Annotated in this window: 19 protein-coding genes; 16 read left to right on the forward strand and 3 right to left on the reverse strand. The window is 33.1% G+C overall.

The annotated features are described in order from the left end of the window. The first annotated feature begins 3 nt into the window (after positions 1-3). On the forward strand, positions 4-945 hold the full coding sequence (gene menA / locus ACODH8_RS09475; RefSeq protein ID WP_332465668.1) for a 1,4-dihydroxy-2-naphthoate polyprenyltransferase: 942 nt from the start codon (positions 4-6) through the stop codon (positions 943-945). 41 nt (positions 946-986) lie between these two features. On the opposite strand, the gene ACODH8_RS09480 is transcribed toward menA, so the two are convergent. After that, positions 987-2,156 carry an iron-containing alcohol dehydrogenase gene (locus tag ACODH8_RS09480; protein ID WP_332465669.1) on the reverse strand — a complete coding sequence of 390 codons (1,170 nt, stop codon included), beginning with the start codon at positions 2,154-2,156 and terminating at the stop codon, positions 987-989. A gap of 62 nt (positions 2,157-2,218) precedes the next feature. Then, positions 2,219-2,983, reverse strand: coding sequence for a DeoR/GlpR family DNA-binding transcription regulator (locus ACODH8_RS09485; RefSeq protein ID WP_332465670.1), 765 nt, complete (start codon positions 2,981-2,983; stop codon positions 2,219-2,221). A gap of 280 nt (positions 2,984-3,263) precedes the next feature. Between ACODH8_RS09485 and ACODH8_RS09490 the strand changes: the two genes are divergently transcribed. The 15 genes from ACODH8_RS09490 to deoD all read left to right on the forward strand — a co-directional run bounded on the left by ACODH8_RS09490 (position 3,264) and on the right by deoD (position 18,858). After that, complete coding sequence (locus tag ACODH8_RS09490; protein ID WP_332465671.1) at positions 3,264-4,616, forward strand: Na+/H+ antiporter NhaC family protein; 1,353 nt, start codon at positions 3,264-3,266, stop codon at positions 4,614-4,616. Between the two features lie 2 nt (positions 4,617-4,618). Continuing rightward, positions 4,619-5,821, forward strand: coding sequence for an S-methyl-5-thioribose kinase (gene mtnK, locus ACODH8_RS09495; protein ID WP_332465672.1), 1,203 nt, complete (start codon positions 4,619-4,621; stop codon positions 5,819-5,821). A gap of 16 nt (positions 5,822-5,837) precedes the next feature. Continuing rightward, a complete protein-coding gene (locus ACODH8_RS09500; protein WP_332465673.1) occupies positions 5,838-6,890 on the forward strand; it encodes an S-methyl-5-thioribose-1-phosphate isomerase in 1,053 nt (350 codons plus the stop codon). A gap of 42 nt (positions 6,891-6,932) precedes the next feature. Further along, a complete protein-coding gene (locus ACODH8_RS09505; RefSeq protein WP_332465674.1) occupies positions 6,933-7,592 on the forward strand; it encodes an L-fuculose-phosphate aldolase in 660 nt (219 codons plus the stop codon). 85 nt (positions 7,593-7,677) lie between these two features. Next, a complete protein-coding gene (locus ACODH8_RS09510; RefSeq protein ID WP_332465675.1) occupies positions 7,678-7,890 on the forward strand; it encodes a zinc ribbon domain-containing protein in 213 nt (70 codons plus the stop codon). 106 nt (positions 7,891-7,996) lie between these two features. Next, a complete protein-coding gene (locus ACODH8_RS09515) occupies positions 7,997-8,995 on the forward strand; it encodes a LacI family DNA-binding transcriptional regulator (RefSeq protein WP_332465676.1) in 999 nt (332 codons plus the stop codon). Positions 8,996-9,120: 125 nt separating this feature from the next. Next, complete coding sequence (locus ACODH8_RS09520; RefSeq protein ID WP_420517684.1) at positions 9,121-10,422, forward strand: pyrimidine-nucleoside phosphorylase; 1,302 nt, start codon at positions 9,121-9,123, stop codon at positions 10,420-10,422. A 488-nt stretch (positions 10,423-10,910) separates the two neighbouring features. Then, positions 10,911-11,312, forward strand: a complete 402-nt coding sequence (locus tag ACODH8_RS09525) for a cytidine deaminase (protein WP_332465678.1) — start codon at positions 10,911-10,913, stop codon at positions 11,310-11,312. A 48-nt stretch (positions 11,313-11,360) separates the two neighbouring features. Continuing rightward, the gene (locus ACODH8_RS09530) at positions 11,361-12,437 is read left to right on the forward strand and encodes a BMP family protein (RefSeq protein ID WP_332465679.1); all 1,077 of its coding nucleotides are present in this window, start codon (positions 11,361-11,363) and stop codon (positions 12,435-12,437) included. 78 nt (positions 12,438-12,515) lie between these two features. Then, entirely contained in the window at positions 12,516-14,039 is a 1,524-nt protein-coding gene (locus tag ACODH8_RS09535; protein WP_332465749.1) for an ABC transporter ATP-binding protein, read from the forward strand. Next, positions 14,029-15,108 carry an ABC transporter permease gene (locus ACODH8_RS09540; RefSeq protein WP_332465680.1) on the forward strand — a complete coding sequence of 360 codons (1,080 nt, stop codon included), beginning with the start codon at positions 14,029-14,031 and terminating at the stop codon, positions 15,106-15,108. The genes ACODH8_RS09535 and ACODH8_RS09540 overlap by 11 nt, the downstream gene beginning before the upstream one ends. Next, positions 15,105-16,064, forward strand: coding sequence for an ABC transporter permease (locus tag ACODH8_RS09545; RefSeq protein WP_332465750.1), 960 nt, complete (start codon positions 15,105-15,107; stop codon positions 16,062-16,064). Before ACODH8_RS09540 ends, ACODH8_RS09545 begins: the two co-directional genes overlap by 4 nt. A 75-nt stretch (positions 16,065-16,139) precedes the next feature. Next, on the forward strand, positions 16,140-17,312 hold the full coding sequence (gene deoB, locus ACODH8_RS09550; protein WP_332465681.1) for a phosphopentomutase: 1,173 nt from the start codon (positions 16,140-16,142) through the stop codon (positions 17,310-17,312). A 14-nt stretch (positions 17,313-17,326) separates the two neighbouring features. Next, the gene (locus ACODH8_RS09555; protein ID WP_332465682.1) at positions 17,327-18,142 is read left to right on the forward strand and encodes a purine-nucleoside phosphorylase; all 816 of its coding nucleotides are present in this window, start codon (positions 17,327-17,329) and stop codon (positions 18,140-18,142) included. An 11-nt stretch (positions 18,143-18,153) separates the two neighbouring features. After that, complete coding sequence (gene deoD / locus ACODH8_RS09560; protein WP_332465683.1) at positions 18,154-18,858, forward strand: purine-nucleoside phosphorylase; 705 nt, start codon at positions 18,154-18,156, stop codon at positions 18,856-18,858. Positions 18,859-18,897: 39 nt separating this feature from the next. Here deoD and ACODH8_RS09565 read toward each other — a convergent pair whose 3' ends face one another. After that, positions 18,898-19,710: a MurR/RpiR family transcriptional regulator gene (locus ACODH8_RS09565; protein WP_332465684.1), complete on the reverse strand. Its 813-nt coding sequence runs from the start codon at positions 19,708-19,710 to the stop codon at positions 18,898-18,900. Between the last annotated feature and the right edge of the window lie 90 nt (positions 19,711-19,800).

Consider the following 19,800-nt stretch of genomic DNA (forward strand, 5'->3'; position numbering starts at 1 on the left):
AAAATGACAATGAAAGTTTTTTTTGAGTTGGTTGAAATTAGAACGAAACTAGCAAGTCTCTTTCCATTTCTAGTTGGTCTGTTGTTTTCTGCATTTTTCTTTGGACAAGTAAACGCAGAAAATATGTTATTATTTTTCTTAGCAATGTTAGTCTTTGATATGGCGACGACAGCTATTAATAATTTAATGGATTTTAAAAAAGCTAAGAATGACGATTATCAGGAAAATACTAACATCGTTGGTGTAGCGAAGTTAAGTGAAAAAAAAGTAGCGTATTTAATTTATACAATGATTGCTTTTTCTAGTGTGATTGGTTTGTACTTAACAATTCAAACAAGCTTATTATTACTATTAATGGGTGGCATTTGTTTTACAATTGGTATTTTTTATACATTTGGTCCTGTTCCTTTATCACGTATGCCTTTAGGAGAATTATTTAGTGGTGTGACAATGGGATTTGGTATTTTCTTTATTACAATTTATTTGAATATCTTTAATATGGGAATTTTAGATTTTGCTATTAGAGAAGGACAGATATTATTACAAATTGATATTAGATCTTTAATTGCGATTGTTTGGGCATCTGTTCCAATGATCTTTACGATTGCTAACATTATGCTAGCGAATAACTTGTGTGACTTAGATCAAGATATTACAAATCATCGTTATACTTTACCTTATTATATTGGTAGAGATAACGGCGTGAAGCTATTTCAATTTTTAATGTATAGTTGTTATGCTTTTATAATAGGCGGTGTCCTAATTGGTTTTTACCACTGGGCTATGTTAGTAGTATTACTAACGTTTCCTAAAATTAGTCAAAATGTTAAAGTATTCAGTGAAAAACAAGAAAAAGCAACAACTTTCAGTATTTCAATTAAAAATTTAGTGATGTTTAATGGTGCACAAATAGTTGGATTATTACTGAGTTTGTTATTAAAATAAAAAAAGAAGCCAGTTGAATTTTTTCAACTGAGCTTCTTTTTTTATAAAGCAAGTTCTAAAATTTTAACAATATCTGAAGCATTTAAAAGTTTTAGATGACCGACTGTTTGGGAGTCATTCTTTGTTGCTCGTAAAGCCATCTCTTCAAAATGAGTAGAGTCAATATCGAAAGCTGATAAAGAGTCTCGCATTCCCATTGATGTGAAAAAGTCTACTGTTTTCTGAATAGATAAATCAATAATCTCTTTCTCAGAATAAGCAAACGGATCAATATTGAAAACTCTAACTCCGTATTTAACAAAAATATCAGGATGGAACTGACTAACATAACGCATCCATGCTGGAAAAACAACAGCCATTCCTTCACCATGAACGATACCATATTCCCCACTGATTTCATGTTCAATTCGATGAGAAGCCCAATCTGGTTCTCTACCTAGCTCTAATACATTGTTGTGAGCCATAGAAGCAGTCCACATAATTTCAGCTCGTAATTCATAATTTTCTAAATCATCAATCAAATGAGTTCCATTAATTAGTAAAGATTTGATTGCACCTTCCAATAAAAAATCAGTTAGATTGACATCAGTAACTTTAGTAAAATAACGTTCTAGTAAATGAGTTAAAATATCAGATACACCAACTCCAGTATGATATTTAGGGAGTTTTAAAGTGTATTCTGGATTAAGAATTGAAAACTTAGGAATAATTAAATTACTTTCAACTCCTAATTTATGTTTTTCTTTCGATACAATTGTTGCATTTGACATCTCAGAACCAGACGAAGCAACAGTAGCAATCACTCCAATTGGTAAAGCAGTTGTAACATCTTTTTTACCTAAAAAGAAATCCCAAGTATCTCCTTCATAAAGAGAACCAAAAGAGAGAGCTTTAGCGGTATCAATAACGCTACCACCACCAACAGCTAAAATAAAATCGATATTATGTTGAGTGACTTCTTTTTCTAGTTTTTGAATAAGACTTAACTCTGGATTAGGAACTACTTCTCCATTTTTAAAAAGATTGATGCCAAAAGAATGACATTCTGTTTCAATCGTTTCAAAAATTCCTAAATCAAAAATATAGTCGCCACTATATAAAACTAATACATTTTTAGTTTTAGAATAACTGTTAATTAAGTGTCCTACTTGTTTTTCTTCCCCTTTACCAAAGTAGATATTTGCAGGGTTGTGATAATTAAAATTTAACATAAAAAATTTCTCCTCTAATCAATTGTATTAGTTGGAAGGAATACAATGTGCTAAGAAGTTTATTAATATATTAATTGAATGTCCTCTTCTTTGAAAAAAGAAATCCATTCATGATTAATCGGTTTTTGATCAGTAATAACTGACTGAATCTTTGAAAAATTTGAAATTAAATGAATTGTTCTAAAATCAAATTTAGTATGATCTACTACAAGAATATTGTGTTTAGATTGAATCATAAATTGTTTACGTACTAAAGATTCAACTTCACTATTATCAGTAGGGCCAATACCTAAAGTAAGCCCTGAGCTACTAATAAATGATTTATCAATTAGATATCTAGCAATATCAGATTGAGCATTTGCACCAACAAATGAATGAGAAACTTGTCTAAAATTACCACCAATTCCAATTAAATCAATTAGTGAGTGATCTTTTAAAACAGAATAAATATCAAGTGAGTTTGTAATAACAGTTATCTTCATTTTTGTTTTAAGTAAGTGGTTAGCAATTGCCAGACAAGTTGTTGAACTATCTAAAGCAATAGAGTCACCTTCTTCAATCAAATCAATGGCATGTTGTGCCATTATTTTTTTTTCTTCAGTATACATAGATTCTCGTAAAGGAATAGGAACTTCTTTATCTTTAAGGTTAGGCTTAAAAGCTCCTCCACGAACTCTTTTTAATTTTTTTTCTTTTTCAAGGCTATCTAAATCTTTCCTAATGGTTTCTTCGGTAACTCCAAGTTCAAGACTTAAATCGGTTACTTTTACACTGCCAGTTTCATCTAAAAGAGTCAAGATGGCATTTAATCTATCGTATTTTATCATAATCATCTTTCCTTAATAGTAATTGATACTTTCATATTAACAAAATTGATTAAAAAGTAAAGCATTAAAAGTAAAAAAGCAGAAACTTTCAAAGAATTACAAAGATATAATTCTTTGAAAGTTTCTGTTTTTCTTTGAAAAGTATTGTTTTTTTGTTTTTTGTTTTGTATAATCTAATCAGTTGGAAGCGAATACATTTTTTCGGAGGGGATTTATGGAGGCCTAGAACTACCAAAAAAATATTAAAAAAAGAAAAAATAATATTGAACGGAGAGAGAGAATGGAAAAGAAGAAAAAAGGACATTTTATGGGGATGGTTCCACTTATTATCTTTTTAATTTTATATATGTTTACAGGTTTGGTATCAGGAAGTTTTGAAAATATGCCTCTTATGGTGGGAATACTTATTGCATCAGCTATTGCTTTGCTGATGAATAATAAAGACAATCCCTCTACCTTTGAAGAAAGAGTAATGATGTTTTGTAAGGGTGGTGGAGACTCTGGTTTAATGTTAATGGTTGTCATTTTTATTTTAGCAGGTGCTTTTTATGGGGTAGCTAATGGGATGCATGCTGTTGATTCAATCACTAATTTAGGTTTGAGTATTTTACCATCAAATCTGATTTTACCAGGTTTATTTGTAATTGGTTGTATATTAAGTTTTGCAATGGGAACATCAATGGGGACTGTAGCAGCTTTAGCACCAATTGCAATTGATATCGCAGAAAAAACAGGATCCAATCTTGCTTTAGTGTGTGGTATTGTAGTAGGTGGAGCTATGTTTGGGGACAACTTATCATTTATATCAGATACAACTATAGCAGCAACAAGAAGTCAAGAAGTCTCAATGAAAGATAAATTTAGAGCGAATATATTAATGGTTCTACCTGCAGTAGTTATTAATTTAGTTGTATTAGCGTTACAACCGATTGATGCAACAGCACTTTCTAGTGCAACACATGACTATAATTTAGTAAATATTATTCCTTATTTATTGGTAATTATTCTTTCTTTAGTAGGAGTACAAGTTTTACTTGTAATGGTAGCAGGTATTATCTCTGGTATGTTTATTGGGTTAATTCATGGTGATTTTAATATTATTGAATTTATGAAAATTGCGCATGATGGAATGAAGGGTATGGAAGATATGGCAATTATTGCTGTATTAGTAGGTGGTTTAGTAGCCTTAATGAATTATCTAGGTGGAATAGATTGGTTGTTAGAATTATTAACGAAAAATACAAAGAGTGCAAAAGGTGGAGAATTATCAATCGCTGCTTTAGTTAGTTTGATGGATATTGCTACAACTAATAATACTATTTCAATTATTGCAGCAGGTCCTTTAGCTAAAGATATTTCAGATGAATTTGGAATCTCTAGAGCTAGAACAGCTAGTTTATTAGATATCTTCTCGTCCGCATTTAATGGTCTGTTACCATATGCAGGTCAGTTATTAGTAATAGGGGGGATGGCCGGTATTTCACCAGTAAGTATTATGCCATATAACTGGTATTCAATATTAATGATTATTATCAGTTTAATTTCGATTGCTATTGGTTTTCCAAAAGGTAAGTTATCAGATCATAAATCAACAGTAAAAAGTAAAGCAATTGTTGTAGAAGGGGACATGTAATCATGGATAAATTTCAAAAACACTTTTTAATGACTCATGAAGATATTAAAGAATACGTTAGTGATAAATTAGGTTTATTTGATAAGGAATCAGAATTAGAAATAAAAGAAGTTGGCGATGGTAATATTAACTATGTGTTTATCGTGAAAGAGACAAACACGAATAAAAGTGTTGTAGTCAAACAGGCAGATGTTTTACTCCGTTCGTCAGGGCGTCCTTTAGATATTAATCGTAATAAAATCGAAGCAGACATTCTGAAAATTCAATATGATTTAGTACCTGAATTTATTCCTGAAATTTTTTATTATGATGAAACGATGGCTGCTTTAACGATGGAAGATATTTCAGCGTATAAAAATTTACGTTATGAGTTAGAGGAAAAAAGAACATTTCCAAAATTTGCAGATGAGATTAGTACCTTTTTAGTTGAAACTTTATTGTCGACAACTGATTTAGTTTGGAATCGTCAAGATAAAAAAACACAAGTTAAAAATTTTGTTAATATAGATATGTGTGATATCAGTGAAGACTTAGTTTTTACTGAACCATATAATGACTATAAAAAACAAAATATTATTATAGAAGAAAACATGTCTTTTGTAGAAGAGTTAATCTATAATAATTCAAAATTAATTGGTGAAGTAGCAAAACTTAGAAATAATTATATGAATAATGCTCAGTCATTAATTCACGGTGATCTGCATTCAGGTTCCATTTTTGTTAATCAAGATGGTATGAAAGTGATTGATCCAGAGTTTGCCTTTTATGGACCTATGGGATATGACATTGGAAATGTTATTGGTAACTTATTTTTCCCATTGGCTAAAAATGAGTACTATGAGCAAGATAAATTATTTAGTCAGTGGCTAAACGAAACGATTGTAGCAATTTATAATCAAGTAAAAGAAAAATTAGAACAAGGGTTTAAAGAAAAAGTGACATTAGATATTTATCAGAATCCTTTGTTTGTAGAAAATTATATAAATGAAGTCATGGCAGATACTTTAGGGTATGCTGGAACTGAGATTATTCGTCGTACAATTGGTGATTCTAAAGTCAAAGAAATTTCAACAGCACCACTAGGAGAGAAACGTGTTTCTATGGAGAGAAGTTTACTTCAATTAGGTGAATCATTAATTACTAAACGTTATGAATTAACAACAGGTGAAGAAGTTATAGAAGCTTTTAAATTAATTAAAGAATAGAAAAGAGGTTATTGAAATGGAGAGAGCCGATTATAATATGCCTTTTCTATTACAATATGAAAATGTTGCATGGTATGAGAATGGATCAGTAAAAATTTTAGACCGTCGTATTTACCCAACCAAAATTGAATTTGTAGAGTGTTTTACTCATCAAGAAGTTGCTCAAGCTATTACTGATATGGTGACTCAAAGTGCTGGCCCGTATACAGCAGCTGGAATGGGAATGGCTTTGGCAGCATTTGAAGCAAAAGAACTATCATTAGAGGAACAAATTAGTTTCTTAGAAAAAGCAGCGCATACAATTGGATATGCTAGACCGACTACAGCTAACAGAATGACTCAAATAACATCTAACTGTTTTGAAGTTGGAAAAAAAGCATTAGAGTCTGGTGAATCACCTATTGTAGCTATTTTTAATACAACGATTGATTCTCTGAATCGTCGTTATACCATAATGGACAGTGTTGGAAGAACCTTATTAAAACAAATTCCTAAAAAGGGAGCTATTTTAACACAATGTTTTGGGGAAACTATTGTGGGAACGCTTCTTAGAGCAGCCAAAGAAGAAAATTATGAATTAAAAGTATATTGCGCTGAAACAAGACCTTATCTACAAGGAGCAAGATTAACAGCTAGTTGTGCTGCTGATTTAGGATTTGAAACAACTGTTATTACAGATAATATGGTAGCCTATGTAATGGAGACAAAAGGCATTGATGTGTTTACATCAGCAGCGGACACTATAGCTCGTGATGGGCACATTGCTAATAAAATTGGAACAAACCAGATTGCTCTATTAGCGCAACATTATGAGGTTCCTTATTTTGTAACAGGTATTCCAGATAGTGATAAATATTATAGAGATGACATTATTATCGAAGAAAGGGATCCACAACAAGTATTAGAATTCCGTGGTATACCTAATACGTTACCAAGTGTTAAAGGAATATATCCTTCTTTTGACATTACACCACCAAAAAGAATTAGTGGAATTGTCACAGATAAAGGCATTTACTCTCCATATGATTTAGAAAGTTATTTTGAAACAGAAGCAACGAAATTTTATTAGATATAGTTAGTAGTAGCTATAGGAGTTAAGGGAGAGGTCGCTATGAAATACATAGAAGAAAGAAAACAATTAGTTAAATATGGAAAACAGTTATTAGTCGATAATTTAACGACAGGAACTGGCGGTAATCTAAGTATTTTTATAAGAGAAGACAATGTCATGCTGATTACGCCAAGCGGTGTTCCTTATAACGAAACAACTGAGGAAGATATTGTTTTAATGACATTAGAGGGTGATGTATTAGAGGGAAGTAAAAAACCATCTAGTGAATACGATATGCACCGTATCTTTTATCAAAAAACACCGCACATTAATTCTGTTGTTCATACGCATTCAGAATTTGCGACAGTGTTTGCTTGTTTACATGAAGATATTTTGCCATTACATTATATTATTGGCTCAGTTGGTAATCGTATCAGATGTTGCTCTTATGAAACTTTTGGAACAGCAGAACTAGCTGAAGTAGCTTATGCTGAAATGAAGGAAGACAAAGGGATTTTATTAGGCAATCATGGTGTTTTAGCAATTGGAGAAGATTTATCATCTGCTTTTTCTGTTGCAAAAGATATTGAATTTATTGCAAGACTTTATTACCGTGCGAAATCAATTGGTACACCAGTATTACTAAATGATAAGCAACTGGATGAAGTAATTGATAAGTTTGGTACTTATGGACAAAATAGAATTTATGGTCAACACTAAATAAATAAATTTGAGTCTTAAGACGGATAGAAGTTATATGTTTTGGATGCTACAATTTCTCTATAAGAAATGAGGGAGAAATAAAATGGAGAAGAAACAATATCACTGTGAAAAATGTAATAACATGCATTACAAATCAGATCAATTTCAAGCAACAGGTGGCAATTTTGCTAAAATATTTGATGTTCAGAATAAAAAATTTATCACTGTTAGTTGTACTCGCTGTGGTTTTACAGAGTTGTACCGTGCAGAGACATCAGATGGTTGGAATGTCTTAGACTTTTTAATTGGTGGATAAAACACAAAGCTTATGGCTTTGTGTTTTTTTTTATTCATAAAAACGCTACCTTTTCTTTTAGAATTTTGATATGATTACCTTGGAAAACGAAGGAGGGCCCAAAATTGTGAAAACGACAATCAAAGATATCGCCCAAATTTCGGGTGTGTCAATCACAACAGTATCTCAAATACTTAATAATAAAGGTCAGAGATTTAGTGAAGAAACAAGACAAAGAGTGTTAAAAGCAGTTAAGGATAATGACTATAATCCGGATTATTTTGCTAAAAATTTAATTAAACGTGAATCTAAAACAATTGGTATGATTGTTCCAGACGTCACAGATTTATTTTTCTCTAAAGTGATTGAAGGGGTAGAAGCTTACCTAACTAAAAAAGATTATATGATATTATTATGTAATTCAAATCACTCCAATGAAATGGAAAAAGATTATATTAAGCAACTCCAAAATCGTTCAGTAGCAGGAATTATTCTTGCAAGTCCTAACTCTTTAGAATTAGAAACAAGCTTACAATCTAGTCCCTATTTGTTAATTGATAGAGGGATTAATACCCGTTTAGAAGGTAATCTATTAGTTAAAGAGTATGAAGGTAGTTATGAATCAGTTCAGTATTTAATTGACATTGGTCATACTAAAATAGGAATGCTGACTAACGAATTAGGTTACTACGAAATGACTGAAAGATATCAAGCGTATCGTCAGTGTCTTGAAGATAATCAAATTAAATATGATGATTCCTTTATAGAAGATGGTCCCGTTACTATAGAAGGTGGTTACCAAGCAGCTAAAAGACTTTTATCTCGAACTAACATTACAGCCCTTTGTTGTGGTAACGATCAGATGGCTATTGGAACTTATCGTGCAGCCTACGAATTAGGTTTATCAATACCCAAAGATTTATCAGTTATCGGATTTGATGATTTAGAAATATCATCCTACTTAAATCCACCTCTAACTACTGTTGCTCAGCCTGCTTTTGAAATTGGTTATACAGCAGCGACCTATTTGTTTCAATCTATTAAAAATCCAGGGACTAAAATACCTAATAAAACGTTTGAAACAGATTTTATTATTAGAGGAAGTACAGAAGCAGTTGACAGATAATTAAAAAGTGTGTTAAAATTCTTCTTGTAAGCGCTATTAAATAAAACAACCAAACGTAAAACGCTTTACTAGTGAAGCGTGTGTCTTGTAAATCGTTTTACCAAAAAAGAATTGAGGTTTTTTTCATGAGAATGGTAGATTTGATTCAGAAAAAAAGAGATGGTGGCGTTCTTTCGGAAGAAGAAATTAAATTCATCGTTTCAGGTTACACATCAGGAAGTATTACGGATTATCAAATGAGTGCTCTTTTGATGTCGATTTACTTTGAAGATATGACAGATGAAGAAATAACTTGTTTAACAATGGCTATGAGTCATTCAGGCGATGTTATTGATCTATCTGAAATTGAAGGTATCAAAGTTGATAAGCATTCAACTGGTGGTGTAGGTGATACAACAACAATTGTTTTAGCACCTCTAGTAGCTTCAGTAGGAGCAGCCGTTGCTAAAATGAGTGGACGTGGTTTAGGACATACAGGTGGAACAATTGACAAATTAGAGGCAATTCCAGGTTTTCAAGTTGAAATTCCCAATGACGATTTTATACGCTTAGTAAATGAAAGTTACGTTGCAGTAACTGGTCAGTCAGGTGATTTAGCTCCAGCTGACAAAAAAATATATGCATTAAGAGATGTAACCACTACAGTAGATTCAATCCCGTTGATTTCAAGCTCAATTATGAGTAAAAAAATTGCTTCTGGAGCTGATGCAATTGTGTTAGATGTAACGACAGGTGACGGAGCATTTATGAAGAGCTTAGAAGATGCAGAACGTTTAGCTCATACAATGGTTCGTATTGGTAAACTAGCTAATCGTCAAACGATGGCTATTATCTCAGACATGTCTCAACCTCTAGGGAACGCTATTGGTAATGCTAACGAAATCGTAGAAGCTATCGATGCTCTTAAAGGAGAAGGACCAGAAGACTTAATGGAAATGGTTTATACATTAGGTAGTCAAATGGTAGTTCTAGCTAAGAAAGCTGATACATTAGAAGAAGCTAGAGCTATGCTAGAAGAAAATATTAAAAATGGTAAAGCGACTGAGAAATTTAAGGAAATGATTCGTAATCAAGGTGGAGATGATTCAATTGTTGATCACCCAGAAAAATTACCACAAGCTAAATATGTCATTGAAGTACCTTCAAAAGAATCAGGAGTTATCTCGAAAATGGTAGCTGATCAAATTGGTATTGCTGCAATGATGCTTGGAGCAGGTCGTAGAACTAAAGAAGAAGCTATCGATTATGCTGTTGGTTTATACTTAAATAAAAAAGTAGGAGATTCTGTTGAAGAAGGAGAATCTTTAGTTACAATCTATGCCAATCGTGAAGACGTAGAAGATGTTAAAAAAGTCTTATATGATAACATTGAAATAGGCGAAAGTGGACAAGAACCAGTCTTAATTCATAAAGTTATTACCGAATAATAAATTGATTTTAAAAATTAATGTTCATGAAACTAAAAAGAAGTGTTGAAAAAAATTATCAGAAATAGTATCTTTATTTGTGGTATTAACGAATTGTTTAAAAGTCTTTTGTACTTTATTTCCCTTTTGAAGAAGAAGCCGTATTTAATAATAGAAGTTTTTTAATGTTAGTAAATAAAGACGGCTACAGATTAATAGGAAAACAAATAATTGTCTTTTATTTTACTGTTTATTATGTAAAAAAATGGTAAAATTGAGAGGGCTTTAAAAAACGAAAGGAGGCTAAACATTCGTTAGAACTAAGTTTCAAATCATTCTGAATGGTTAAGAAGTCAAACAGTTAAGTTTGTTACTTTATCATCTAATTATCTTTTTAGTTTTGTGATCAGTCTTTCTTAATGAACTTAATAGGTATAGTTAACTGTTTTACTAAAAGAAAAACTAACTATTAAAGCGAAAAAATTTAGAAAAGTGAGGATTCTTTCAATATGTCAACAAAACAAGAATGGATAGATACAGCAATTGAAGCAATGGATAAAGCTTATGTGCCTTATTCAAAATTTCCAGTAGGAGCCGCTTTAATTACTGAATCAGGTGAAATTTTTCAAGGATGTAACATTGAAAATGCATCGTTTGGGTTAACTAACTGTGCAGAGAGAACAGCCTTTTTTAAAGCAGTCTCTGAAGGTAACGTTTCATTTAGTCATTTAGTAGTTGCAGGAGATACAGAAGAGCCTATTTCTCCATGCGGAGCTTGTCGCCAAGTGATGGTTGAATTTTGTCAACCTAACATGCCAGTGACATTGATTAACAAACAGGGAGCAGTGAAGGAAACAACAGTTTCTGAACTATTACCTTATTCATTTGAAAGTGATCAAATGAATCATTAATTATGGTGTTAAAAATTTACATAAAAAAATTCTGGAGGGAATAACACAATGAAGAAAAGTACTTTATTCAAAACAGGTTTAGCTTTAGCTTTAACGCTAACTCTAACAGCATGTGGTGGTAACAAAGATAAAGGAGCTGCAACTGATTCTAAAGATAGCGGCGCTCCAAAAGAAGAAGTTAAAGCAGATGATTACTCAGCAGCTTTAGTAACTGACTTAGGTGGAATTGATGATAAATCATTTAACCAATCAGCTTGGGAAGGTTTACAAGAGTGGGGTAAAGCTAACGGAAAAGAAAAAGGAACTGGTGGATTTAACTATTACCAATCTAACTCAGATTCAGACTTTTCTCCTAACTTAAATACAGCTATTAACGATGGTTTCAGTACTATTTTTGGTATTGGATTTAAATTACAACCAGCTGTAGAAGAAATTGCTGGTTCTAACCAAGATACTCAATTTGTTATTATCGACTCAGTTATTGAAGGTAAAGACAATGTAACTTCAGTAGTATTTAAAGATAATGAAGCTGCTTACTTAGCAGGTATCGCTGCTGCTCAAACAACAAAAACTAAAAAAGTTGGTTTTGTTGGTGGACAAGAGGGAGAAGTTATCGGACGTTTTGAAGCTGGATTTAAAGCTGGTGTTGAATCAGTAGACCCAGAAATCAAAATTGATAGCCAATATGCTGGATCATTTGGTGATGCTGCTAAAGGTAAATCAATCGCAGCTGCAATGTACAAGAGTGGTGTAGACGTAATCTTCCATGCTTCAGGAGATACTGGTAACGGTGTATTCGCAGAAGCTAAAGATATTATGAAAACTAAACCTGCAGACAAAGTTTGGGTTATCGGAGTTGACCGTGACCAAGAAGCTGAAGGTGAATACGATGGCGGTAACGTAACATTAACATCTACTCTTAAAGGTGTAGGTACAGCTGTTAACGATTTAGCTACTAAATCTCAAAATGGTGAATTCCCTGGTGGAGAAACAATCGTTTACGGTCTTAAAGACGGTGGGGTTGATTTAACTAAAGGTCAATTAGAAGCTGACGTACAAAAATCAGTTGACGAAGCAAAAGAAAAAGTTGTTTCTGGTGAAGTTGAAGTTCCAGAAAAACCTTAATTAATAAAGTATTGAAATAAATTTATCCGAAATAGTTAGGAAGTGAAGAAAGTGGATCAGTCACAATATGTGATCGAAATGGAGAACATAACGAAAGCTTTTGGAACATTTAAAGCCAACGACAACATTAACTTAAAAGTTAAAAAAGGTGAAATTCACGCTTTGTTGGGGGAAAATGGTGCCGGCAAATCAACGTTAATGAATATTTTATCTGGATTATTAGAGCCAACTTCAGGGGTCATTAGAATTAATGGACAAGAAGAAAAAATTTCTAATCCAACAGTTGCTAACAAGCTTGGAATCGGTATGGTACATCAGCATTTTATGTTGATTGATAATTTTACAGTAGAAGAAAATATCGTTCTTGGAAGTGAGCCGACAAAAGCTGGAGTTCTCGATAAAAAGAAAGCTTTTGAGGACATCATGGCTGTTTCGGATAGATATGGATTTAAAGTGGATCCAAAAGCTCTTGTAGGAGATGTATCTGTAGGGATGCAACAACGTGTAGAGATTTTAAAAACTCTTTACCGTGGAGCTGAAATTCTAATCTTTGATGAGCCAACTGCGGTATTAACGCCTCAAGAAATTGATGAATTAATTGAAATTATGCATGGTCTTGTTGAAGAAGGTAAATCAATTGTATTGATTACTCATAAATTAGACGAAATCAAAGCTGTAGCTGACCGTTGTACTGTTATCCGTCGCGGTAAGAGTATTGATACTGTTAACGTTGCAGATGTTACTCAACAAGAATTAGCGGATCTAATGGTGGGTCGTTCGGTGTCATTTAAGACACCGAAAGGACCATCAAATCCAACAACACCAGTACTTAAAATTACTGATTTAGTTGTAAAAGAAAATCGTGGATTAGATGCAGTTAAAGGTTTAAACCTTGAATTACGTGCAGGAGAAGTTTTAGGAATCGCAGGAATTGATGGGAATGGTCAAAGTGAGTTATTACAAGCCATTGCTGGTATGCGTAAAGTAGAACAAGGAACGATTGAGATTAATGGTAAAGACATGACTAACAAATCTCCAAGAGAGAATACGGAGAATAGTATGGGACATGTACCAGAAGATAGACATCGTTTTGGTTTAGTTCTTCCAATGACAGTTGCAGAAAATATTGCACTTCAAACGTATTACAAAGAACCATTAAGCAAAAACGGTTTACTAAACTATTCTGAGATTAATGCACATGCAAGAAAATTGATCGAAGAATTTGACGTTCGTACCACAGATGAGTTAGTACCAGTTAGAGCATTGTCAGGAGGAAATCAACAAAAAGCGATTATCGCTCGTGAAATTGATCGAAACCCAGATATGCTAATGGTTGCTCAACCAACTCGTGGATTAGATGTAGGAGCTATCGAATACATCCACAAACGTTTAATTGAACAAAGAGACAATGGAAAAGGTGTACTAGTTGTCAGTTTTGAGTTAGATGAAATTTTAAACGTTTCAGATAGAATTGCCGTAATGTTTGATGGAAATATTACAGGTATTGTTGATGCTAAAGAAACAAATGAACAAGAATTAGGTTTATTAATGGCCGGTGTACCATTAGAGGAAGTTAGGAAAGGGGCTGGAGATGGTGAGTAAAGATAAATCATTATTGAAAAGTATAGCCGTACCAGTACTTTCTGTATTCTTCGGTTTAGTATTAGGAGCAATTATTATGTTAGCATTTGGGTATGACCCAATTGCAGGTTATGGTGCTATGTTAAAAGGAGCATTTGGTAGACCTTATAATATTGGTGAAGTTATTCGTTTGGCAACACCACTTATTTTAACTGGTTTAGGATTCTCAGTAGCTTATGCAGCTGGATTCTTTAACATTGGTTTATCAGGGCAAGCGTTAAGTGGATGGATTGTTTCTATCTGGTTAGCAATGCTGTTTCCAGATTTACCTAAATTGGTATTATTACCATTATGTATTATTGCCGGAACAATTGCCGGAGCTATTTGGGCCGGAATTGCAGGTTATTTAAAAGCTCAATTTGGTACAAGTGAAGTTATCGTAACGATTATGTTAAACTACACAATCTTACATATTAGTAACCACTTGGTTCGTTATGTTTTAACAAATGATGCTGATGCAACACCAAAAATTTCAGCAAATGCAAGTTTACGTGCAGACTTTTTAACACAAATGACAGGCGGATCTCGTCTGAACCTAGGAATTTTCCTAGCCTTATTGATGATTTTTGTTGTATGGGTATTAATGAATCGTACAACTGTTGGTTTCGAATTACGTTCTGTAGGACTTAACCCTGATGCTTCTGAATATGCTGGTATGAATTCTAAGAAAAATATCGTTTTAGCGATGTTAATTTCTGGTGGATTAGCTGGTATGGGTGGTGTTATTGAAGGTCTTGGAACTTTTGAGAACCTTTATGTATTAGGTAGTGTTCCAACTATCGGATTTGACGGTATGGCCGTTTCCTTACTTGGTGGAGGTAATCCAATCGGTATTTTAGTATCAGCCTTATTATTTGGGGTTCTAAAAATTGGTGGATTAAGTATGCCAGGTGGTGCAGGTGTGCCAAATGAAATCGTAGAAATTGTAATTGCGTCAATCATCTTCTTTATTGGTATTAGTTACGCAATTCGTTACTTGTTAGATAGAGTTCCTAGCAAAAAAGAAAATGCTAAGAAAGGAGATGCATAAGTATGGTCTCAATGATTGCAATTATTGTTTCTTCATCACTTGTTTATTCAGCTCCTTTAATCTTTACTGCTTTAGGAGGAACATTCTCAGAGCGTAGTGGAGTTGTAAACGTTGGTTTGGAAGGGATTATGACAGTAGGAGCATTTAGTGCGGCTGTGTTTAACCTTTCAATGGCACCAACTTTAGGGTCTATGACACCATGGGTTGCTATGTTATTTGGTGGATTAATTGGTTCTTTATTCTCATTAATCCATGCGGTAGCAACAATTAATTTAAGAGCAGATCATATTGTTTCTGGTACAGTAATTAACTTAATGGCACCAGGTTTAACAGTATTCTTAACAAAAATGATGTTTGAAGGTCACGGGCAAACAGATTTATTAAGACAAACATTTGGTAAATTTAGTTTCCCAATTTTAAAAGATATTCCAATTCTTGGACAAATCTTTTTCAAAGACACTTCAGCTCCAGCTTATGTAGCAATTTTAGTAGCAATTTTGTCATATTTCATTATCTTTAAAACAAAATTTGGTTTAAGATTACGTTCAGTAGGTGAAAACCCACAAGCAGCAGATACATTAGGAATTAATGTTTATGCAATGAAATATGCAGGTGTTTTAATTTCAGGTTTCCTAGGTGGTATGGGGGGAGCTGTAGCAGTTCAATCAATTTCTGGACAATTCTCAGTTTCTACAATTGCAGGTCAAGGATTTATCGCCATGGCAGCAATGATCTTTGGTAAATGGAATCCAATCAGTGTTATGTTTGCAGCGATATTCTTTGGATTATCTCAAAGTTTAGCTGTTATCGGAAACTTAATTCCAGGAATCAAAGAATTACCATCAGTATACTTACAAGCAGCACCATACGTATTAACAGTACTCGTACTAGTAATATTTATTGGTAAATCACAAGCGCCAAAAGCAATTGGTAAAACTTATGTGAAATCAAAATAATTATGAACGTGCCAGGGGTATTAATCTTTGGCACGTTTGTTATAAACAAAATTTTTTGGAAGAAGGCGGACCTTTATGTTTAAAAGAGTTCATTTAGTAGTATTAGATTCAGTAGGAATCGGAGAAGCACCAGATGCAGAAAAATTTGGAGATGTGGGAAGTCACACACTTGGACATATTGCAGAAGTTGCTGGTTTAAATGTGCCTCACATGGAACAATTAGGACTTGGAACGATTGAACCTTTAAAAGGAGTAAAAGCAATCGAGAATCACCAAGGTTATGCCACTAAATTAGAAGAAATTTCTGTTGGTAAAGATACAATGACAGGTCACTGGGAAATTATGGGATTAAATATTCAAACACCATTTAGAGTATTCCCAGAAGGATTCCCTCAAGATTTATTAGATAAAATTACTGAATTTTCAGGACGCGGTATTATTATGGGAGCTAACAAGCCTTATAGTGGTACAGCAGTTATTGATGATTTTGGTAAAGAACAAATGGAAACTGGCAGTTTGATTATTTACACATCAGCAGACCCAGTATTACAAATTGCAGCTCATGAAGATATTATTCCTTTAGAAGAATTATATAAAATTTGTGAGTACACACGTGAAATTACTAAAGACGATCCTTATATGATTGGTCGTATTATTGCTCGTCCTTACGTTGGTGAACCTGGTAACTTTACACGTACACCAAATCGTCATGACTATGCTTTAGATCCATTTGGTAAAACAGTTCTAGATTCATTAAAAGATGCTGGTAAAGACGTTATTGCTGTAGGTAAAATCAATGACATCTTTAATGGCCAAGGAATGACTGATGCTGTTCGTACGAAATCTAATATGGATGGTGTGGATCAATTATTAAACGTGATGAAAAAAGATTTCACTGGACTAAGCTTCACAAATTTAGTAGACTTTGATGCGTTGTTTGGTCATCGTCGTGATGTAGAAGGTTATGGTAATGCGTTAGAAGAGTTTGATGCTAGATTACCTGAAATCTATGATGCAATGGGTGAAGATGATTTATTATTAATTACAGCAGATCATGGTAATGATCCAACGTTCCCTGGAACAGACCATACAAGAGAATACGTTCCATTGTTAGCATATAGTAAAAAAATGACAGGCCAAGGGTCACTTACTCAAGGTCATTTCTCAGATATTTCAGCTACAATTGCTGAAAACTTTGGTGTACCAGCAACAGAAAACGGAGTTAGTTTTTTAAATCAATTAAAATAAGGAGTTTTTGAAAAATGACATTAAGTGTAAAATTAAAAGAAACAGCAGAATATATCCAAAGTAAAGGGGTAAAATCAATTGATTTTGGTTTAATTTTAGGATCAGGATTAGGTGAGTTAGCCGATGAAATCACTGATAAAATTGTCATTCCTTACGAAGAAATTCCAAACTTCCCTGTATCAACAGTAGTTGGACATGCAGGTCAATTAGTATATGGTCAATTATCTGGTAAAACAGTTTTAGCAATGCAAGGACGTTTCCATTTCTACGAAGGTCATTCTATGCAAACAGTGACTTTTCCAGTACGTGTGATGAAAGCTTTAGGTGCTGATTCATTAATCGTAACAAATGCTGCTGGTGGTGTTAATACATCATTCTCACCTGGAGATTTAATGTTAATTACAGATCAAATTAACTACACAGGAGATAACCCATTAATTGGATTAAATGAAGATGAATTAGGACCTCGTTTCCCTGATATGTCAGAAGCATATGATAAAGCATATGGTGAAGTTGCTAAAAAAGTAGCAGCAGAACTAAAAATTACCTTACAAAAAGGTGTATACATGGGCTATTCAGGTCCAACTTATGAAACACCAGCTGAAATTAGAATGTCTCGTGTATTAGGAGCAGATGCTGTAGGTATGTCAACAGTTCCAGAAGTAATCGTAGCAAAACATATGTCAATGCGTGTGTTAGGAATTACTTGTGTTACAAACTTAGCAGCAGGTATGCAAGCAAACTTAAACCATGAAGAAGTTGTTGAAACAACTGAACGTGTGAAAGCTGAATTCAAAGAATTAGTAAAAATTACTTTAGAAAGAATTTAAGGAGAGTTTAAATGAGCGTACATATCGGAGCCAAAAAAGGCGAAATTGCAGATAAAATTTTATTACCAGGAGATCCTTTAAGAGCAAAATATATTGCTGAAAAATTCTTAGATAATCCAGTTTGCTACAATGAAGTTCGTGGTATGTTAGGTTACACAGGAACTTATAAAGGTGTTAAAGTATCTGTTCAAGGAACTGGTATGGGAATACCTTCAGCTTCTATCTATGTGAATGAATTAATTCGTGAATACGATGTAAAAAAATTAATGCGTGTTGGAACATGTGGCGCTCTAAAAAAAGATGTTCATGTTCGTGATTTAGTATTAGCTCAAGCAGCAGTGACAAACTCTGCTTTTATGAAAGCTGATTTCCCAAATCATACCTTTGCTCCAATTGCTGATTATGAGTTATTATCAACAGCATATGGAATCGCTAAAGAACATGGCTTTAATATTCATGTAGGTAATGTGTTATCTGATGATAGCTTCTATAAAGATGATTTATCAGATACATTTAAATTAGGTGAATATGGTGTCCTTGGTGTTGAGATGGAAGCTGCAGTAATGTATTACTTAGCTTCTAAATACGGCGTTCAAGCTTTAGCTTTAATGACTGTAAGTGATCATATGATTACTGGAGAAGAAACAACATCTGAAGAGCGTCAATCAACATTTGATGAAATGATGATTGTTGGTCTTGAAACATTAATTAAATAATAATAAAAAAACGATTAGGAATTTTTCCTAATCGTTTTTTTAGATTTGTTTATTGATAATAGAGCGGGCAATTTTTTCTCGCATTTTTAGTTCATCAACACCGTAATTTTTTTCATAGTAAGTAATCAGTAAATCCATAGCGAATATCTGTGATACTTTACCCGTTAAAGAACCGCCATTTAATAAATATTCTTCGATAGCTGTTTGGATAACAACATCTCCAAGTTGAGCAATTGGAGACAAGATATAATTAGAGATAACAATAATTTTTGTCTTATTTTCTTTAGCGACACTGAGAGCATCATAAATATCTTGTGTTTTACCAGTTAAACTAAAAGCGATAATTAAGTCGTTCTCAGTACATAAAGAGGCATTCATTGCCTGATAATGAGGATCTGTAATCGCTCTAGCCTGTAAACCACCACGTAAAAAACGAGATTCCATATCGACTGCTGTGATACCTGAAGAACCAACACCAAAAATATAAATATTATTAGCTTGATTGATCAAAGTAGCAGCTACTTCTAATTTACTTTCATCAGCTAGTTTAGAAGTTTCTTGAATGGCACTAACTAAATGATTTTCAACTGTTTTAATAAAAGAAGTGTTAGTTGTTTTTGAATGATGAAAACCTTCTTTGGCAATATCAATTTTTAAATCCGAAAACCCACTATAACCAAGTTTTTGACAGAAGCGTACGATGGTAGCATCTCCTACCATGGTCGCTTTTTTTATATCTAGCAGGGTTTGATGTAATACTTTTTCTCCAGAAGAAACAATAAAATCGGCTACTTTTTTTTCTGATTTTGTGAGTTCTTCATAATGAGTATGAATGGCATCAAGGTAACTCATAGTAATCATTCCTTTTAACTATTATTAACTCTATTTTGCGTTAAAAAAAAATAATGTCAAATTATTTTTTCTCCATATTTACATTTTTGG

This window comes from Vagococcus fluvialis (genome assembly GCF_048815235.1).
Taxonomy (GTDB): domain Bacteria; phylum Bacillota; class Bacilli; order Lactobacillales; family Vagococcaceae; genus Vagococcus.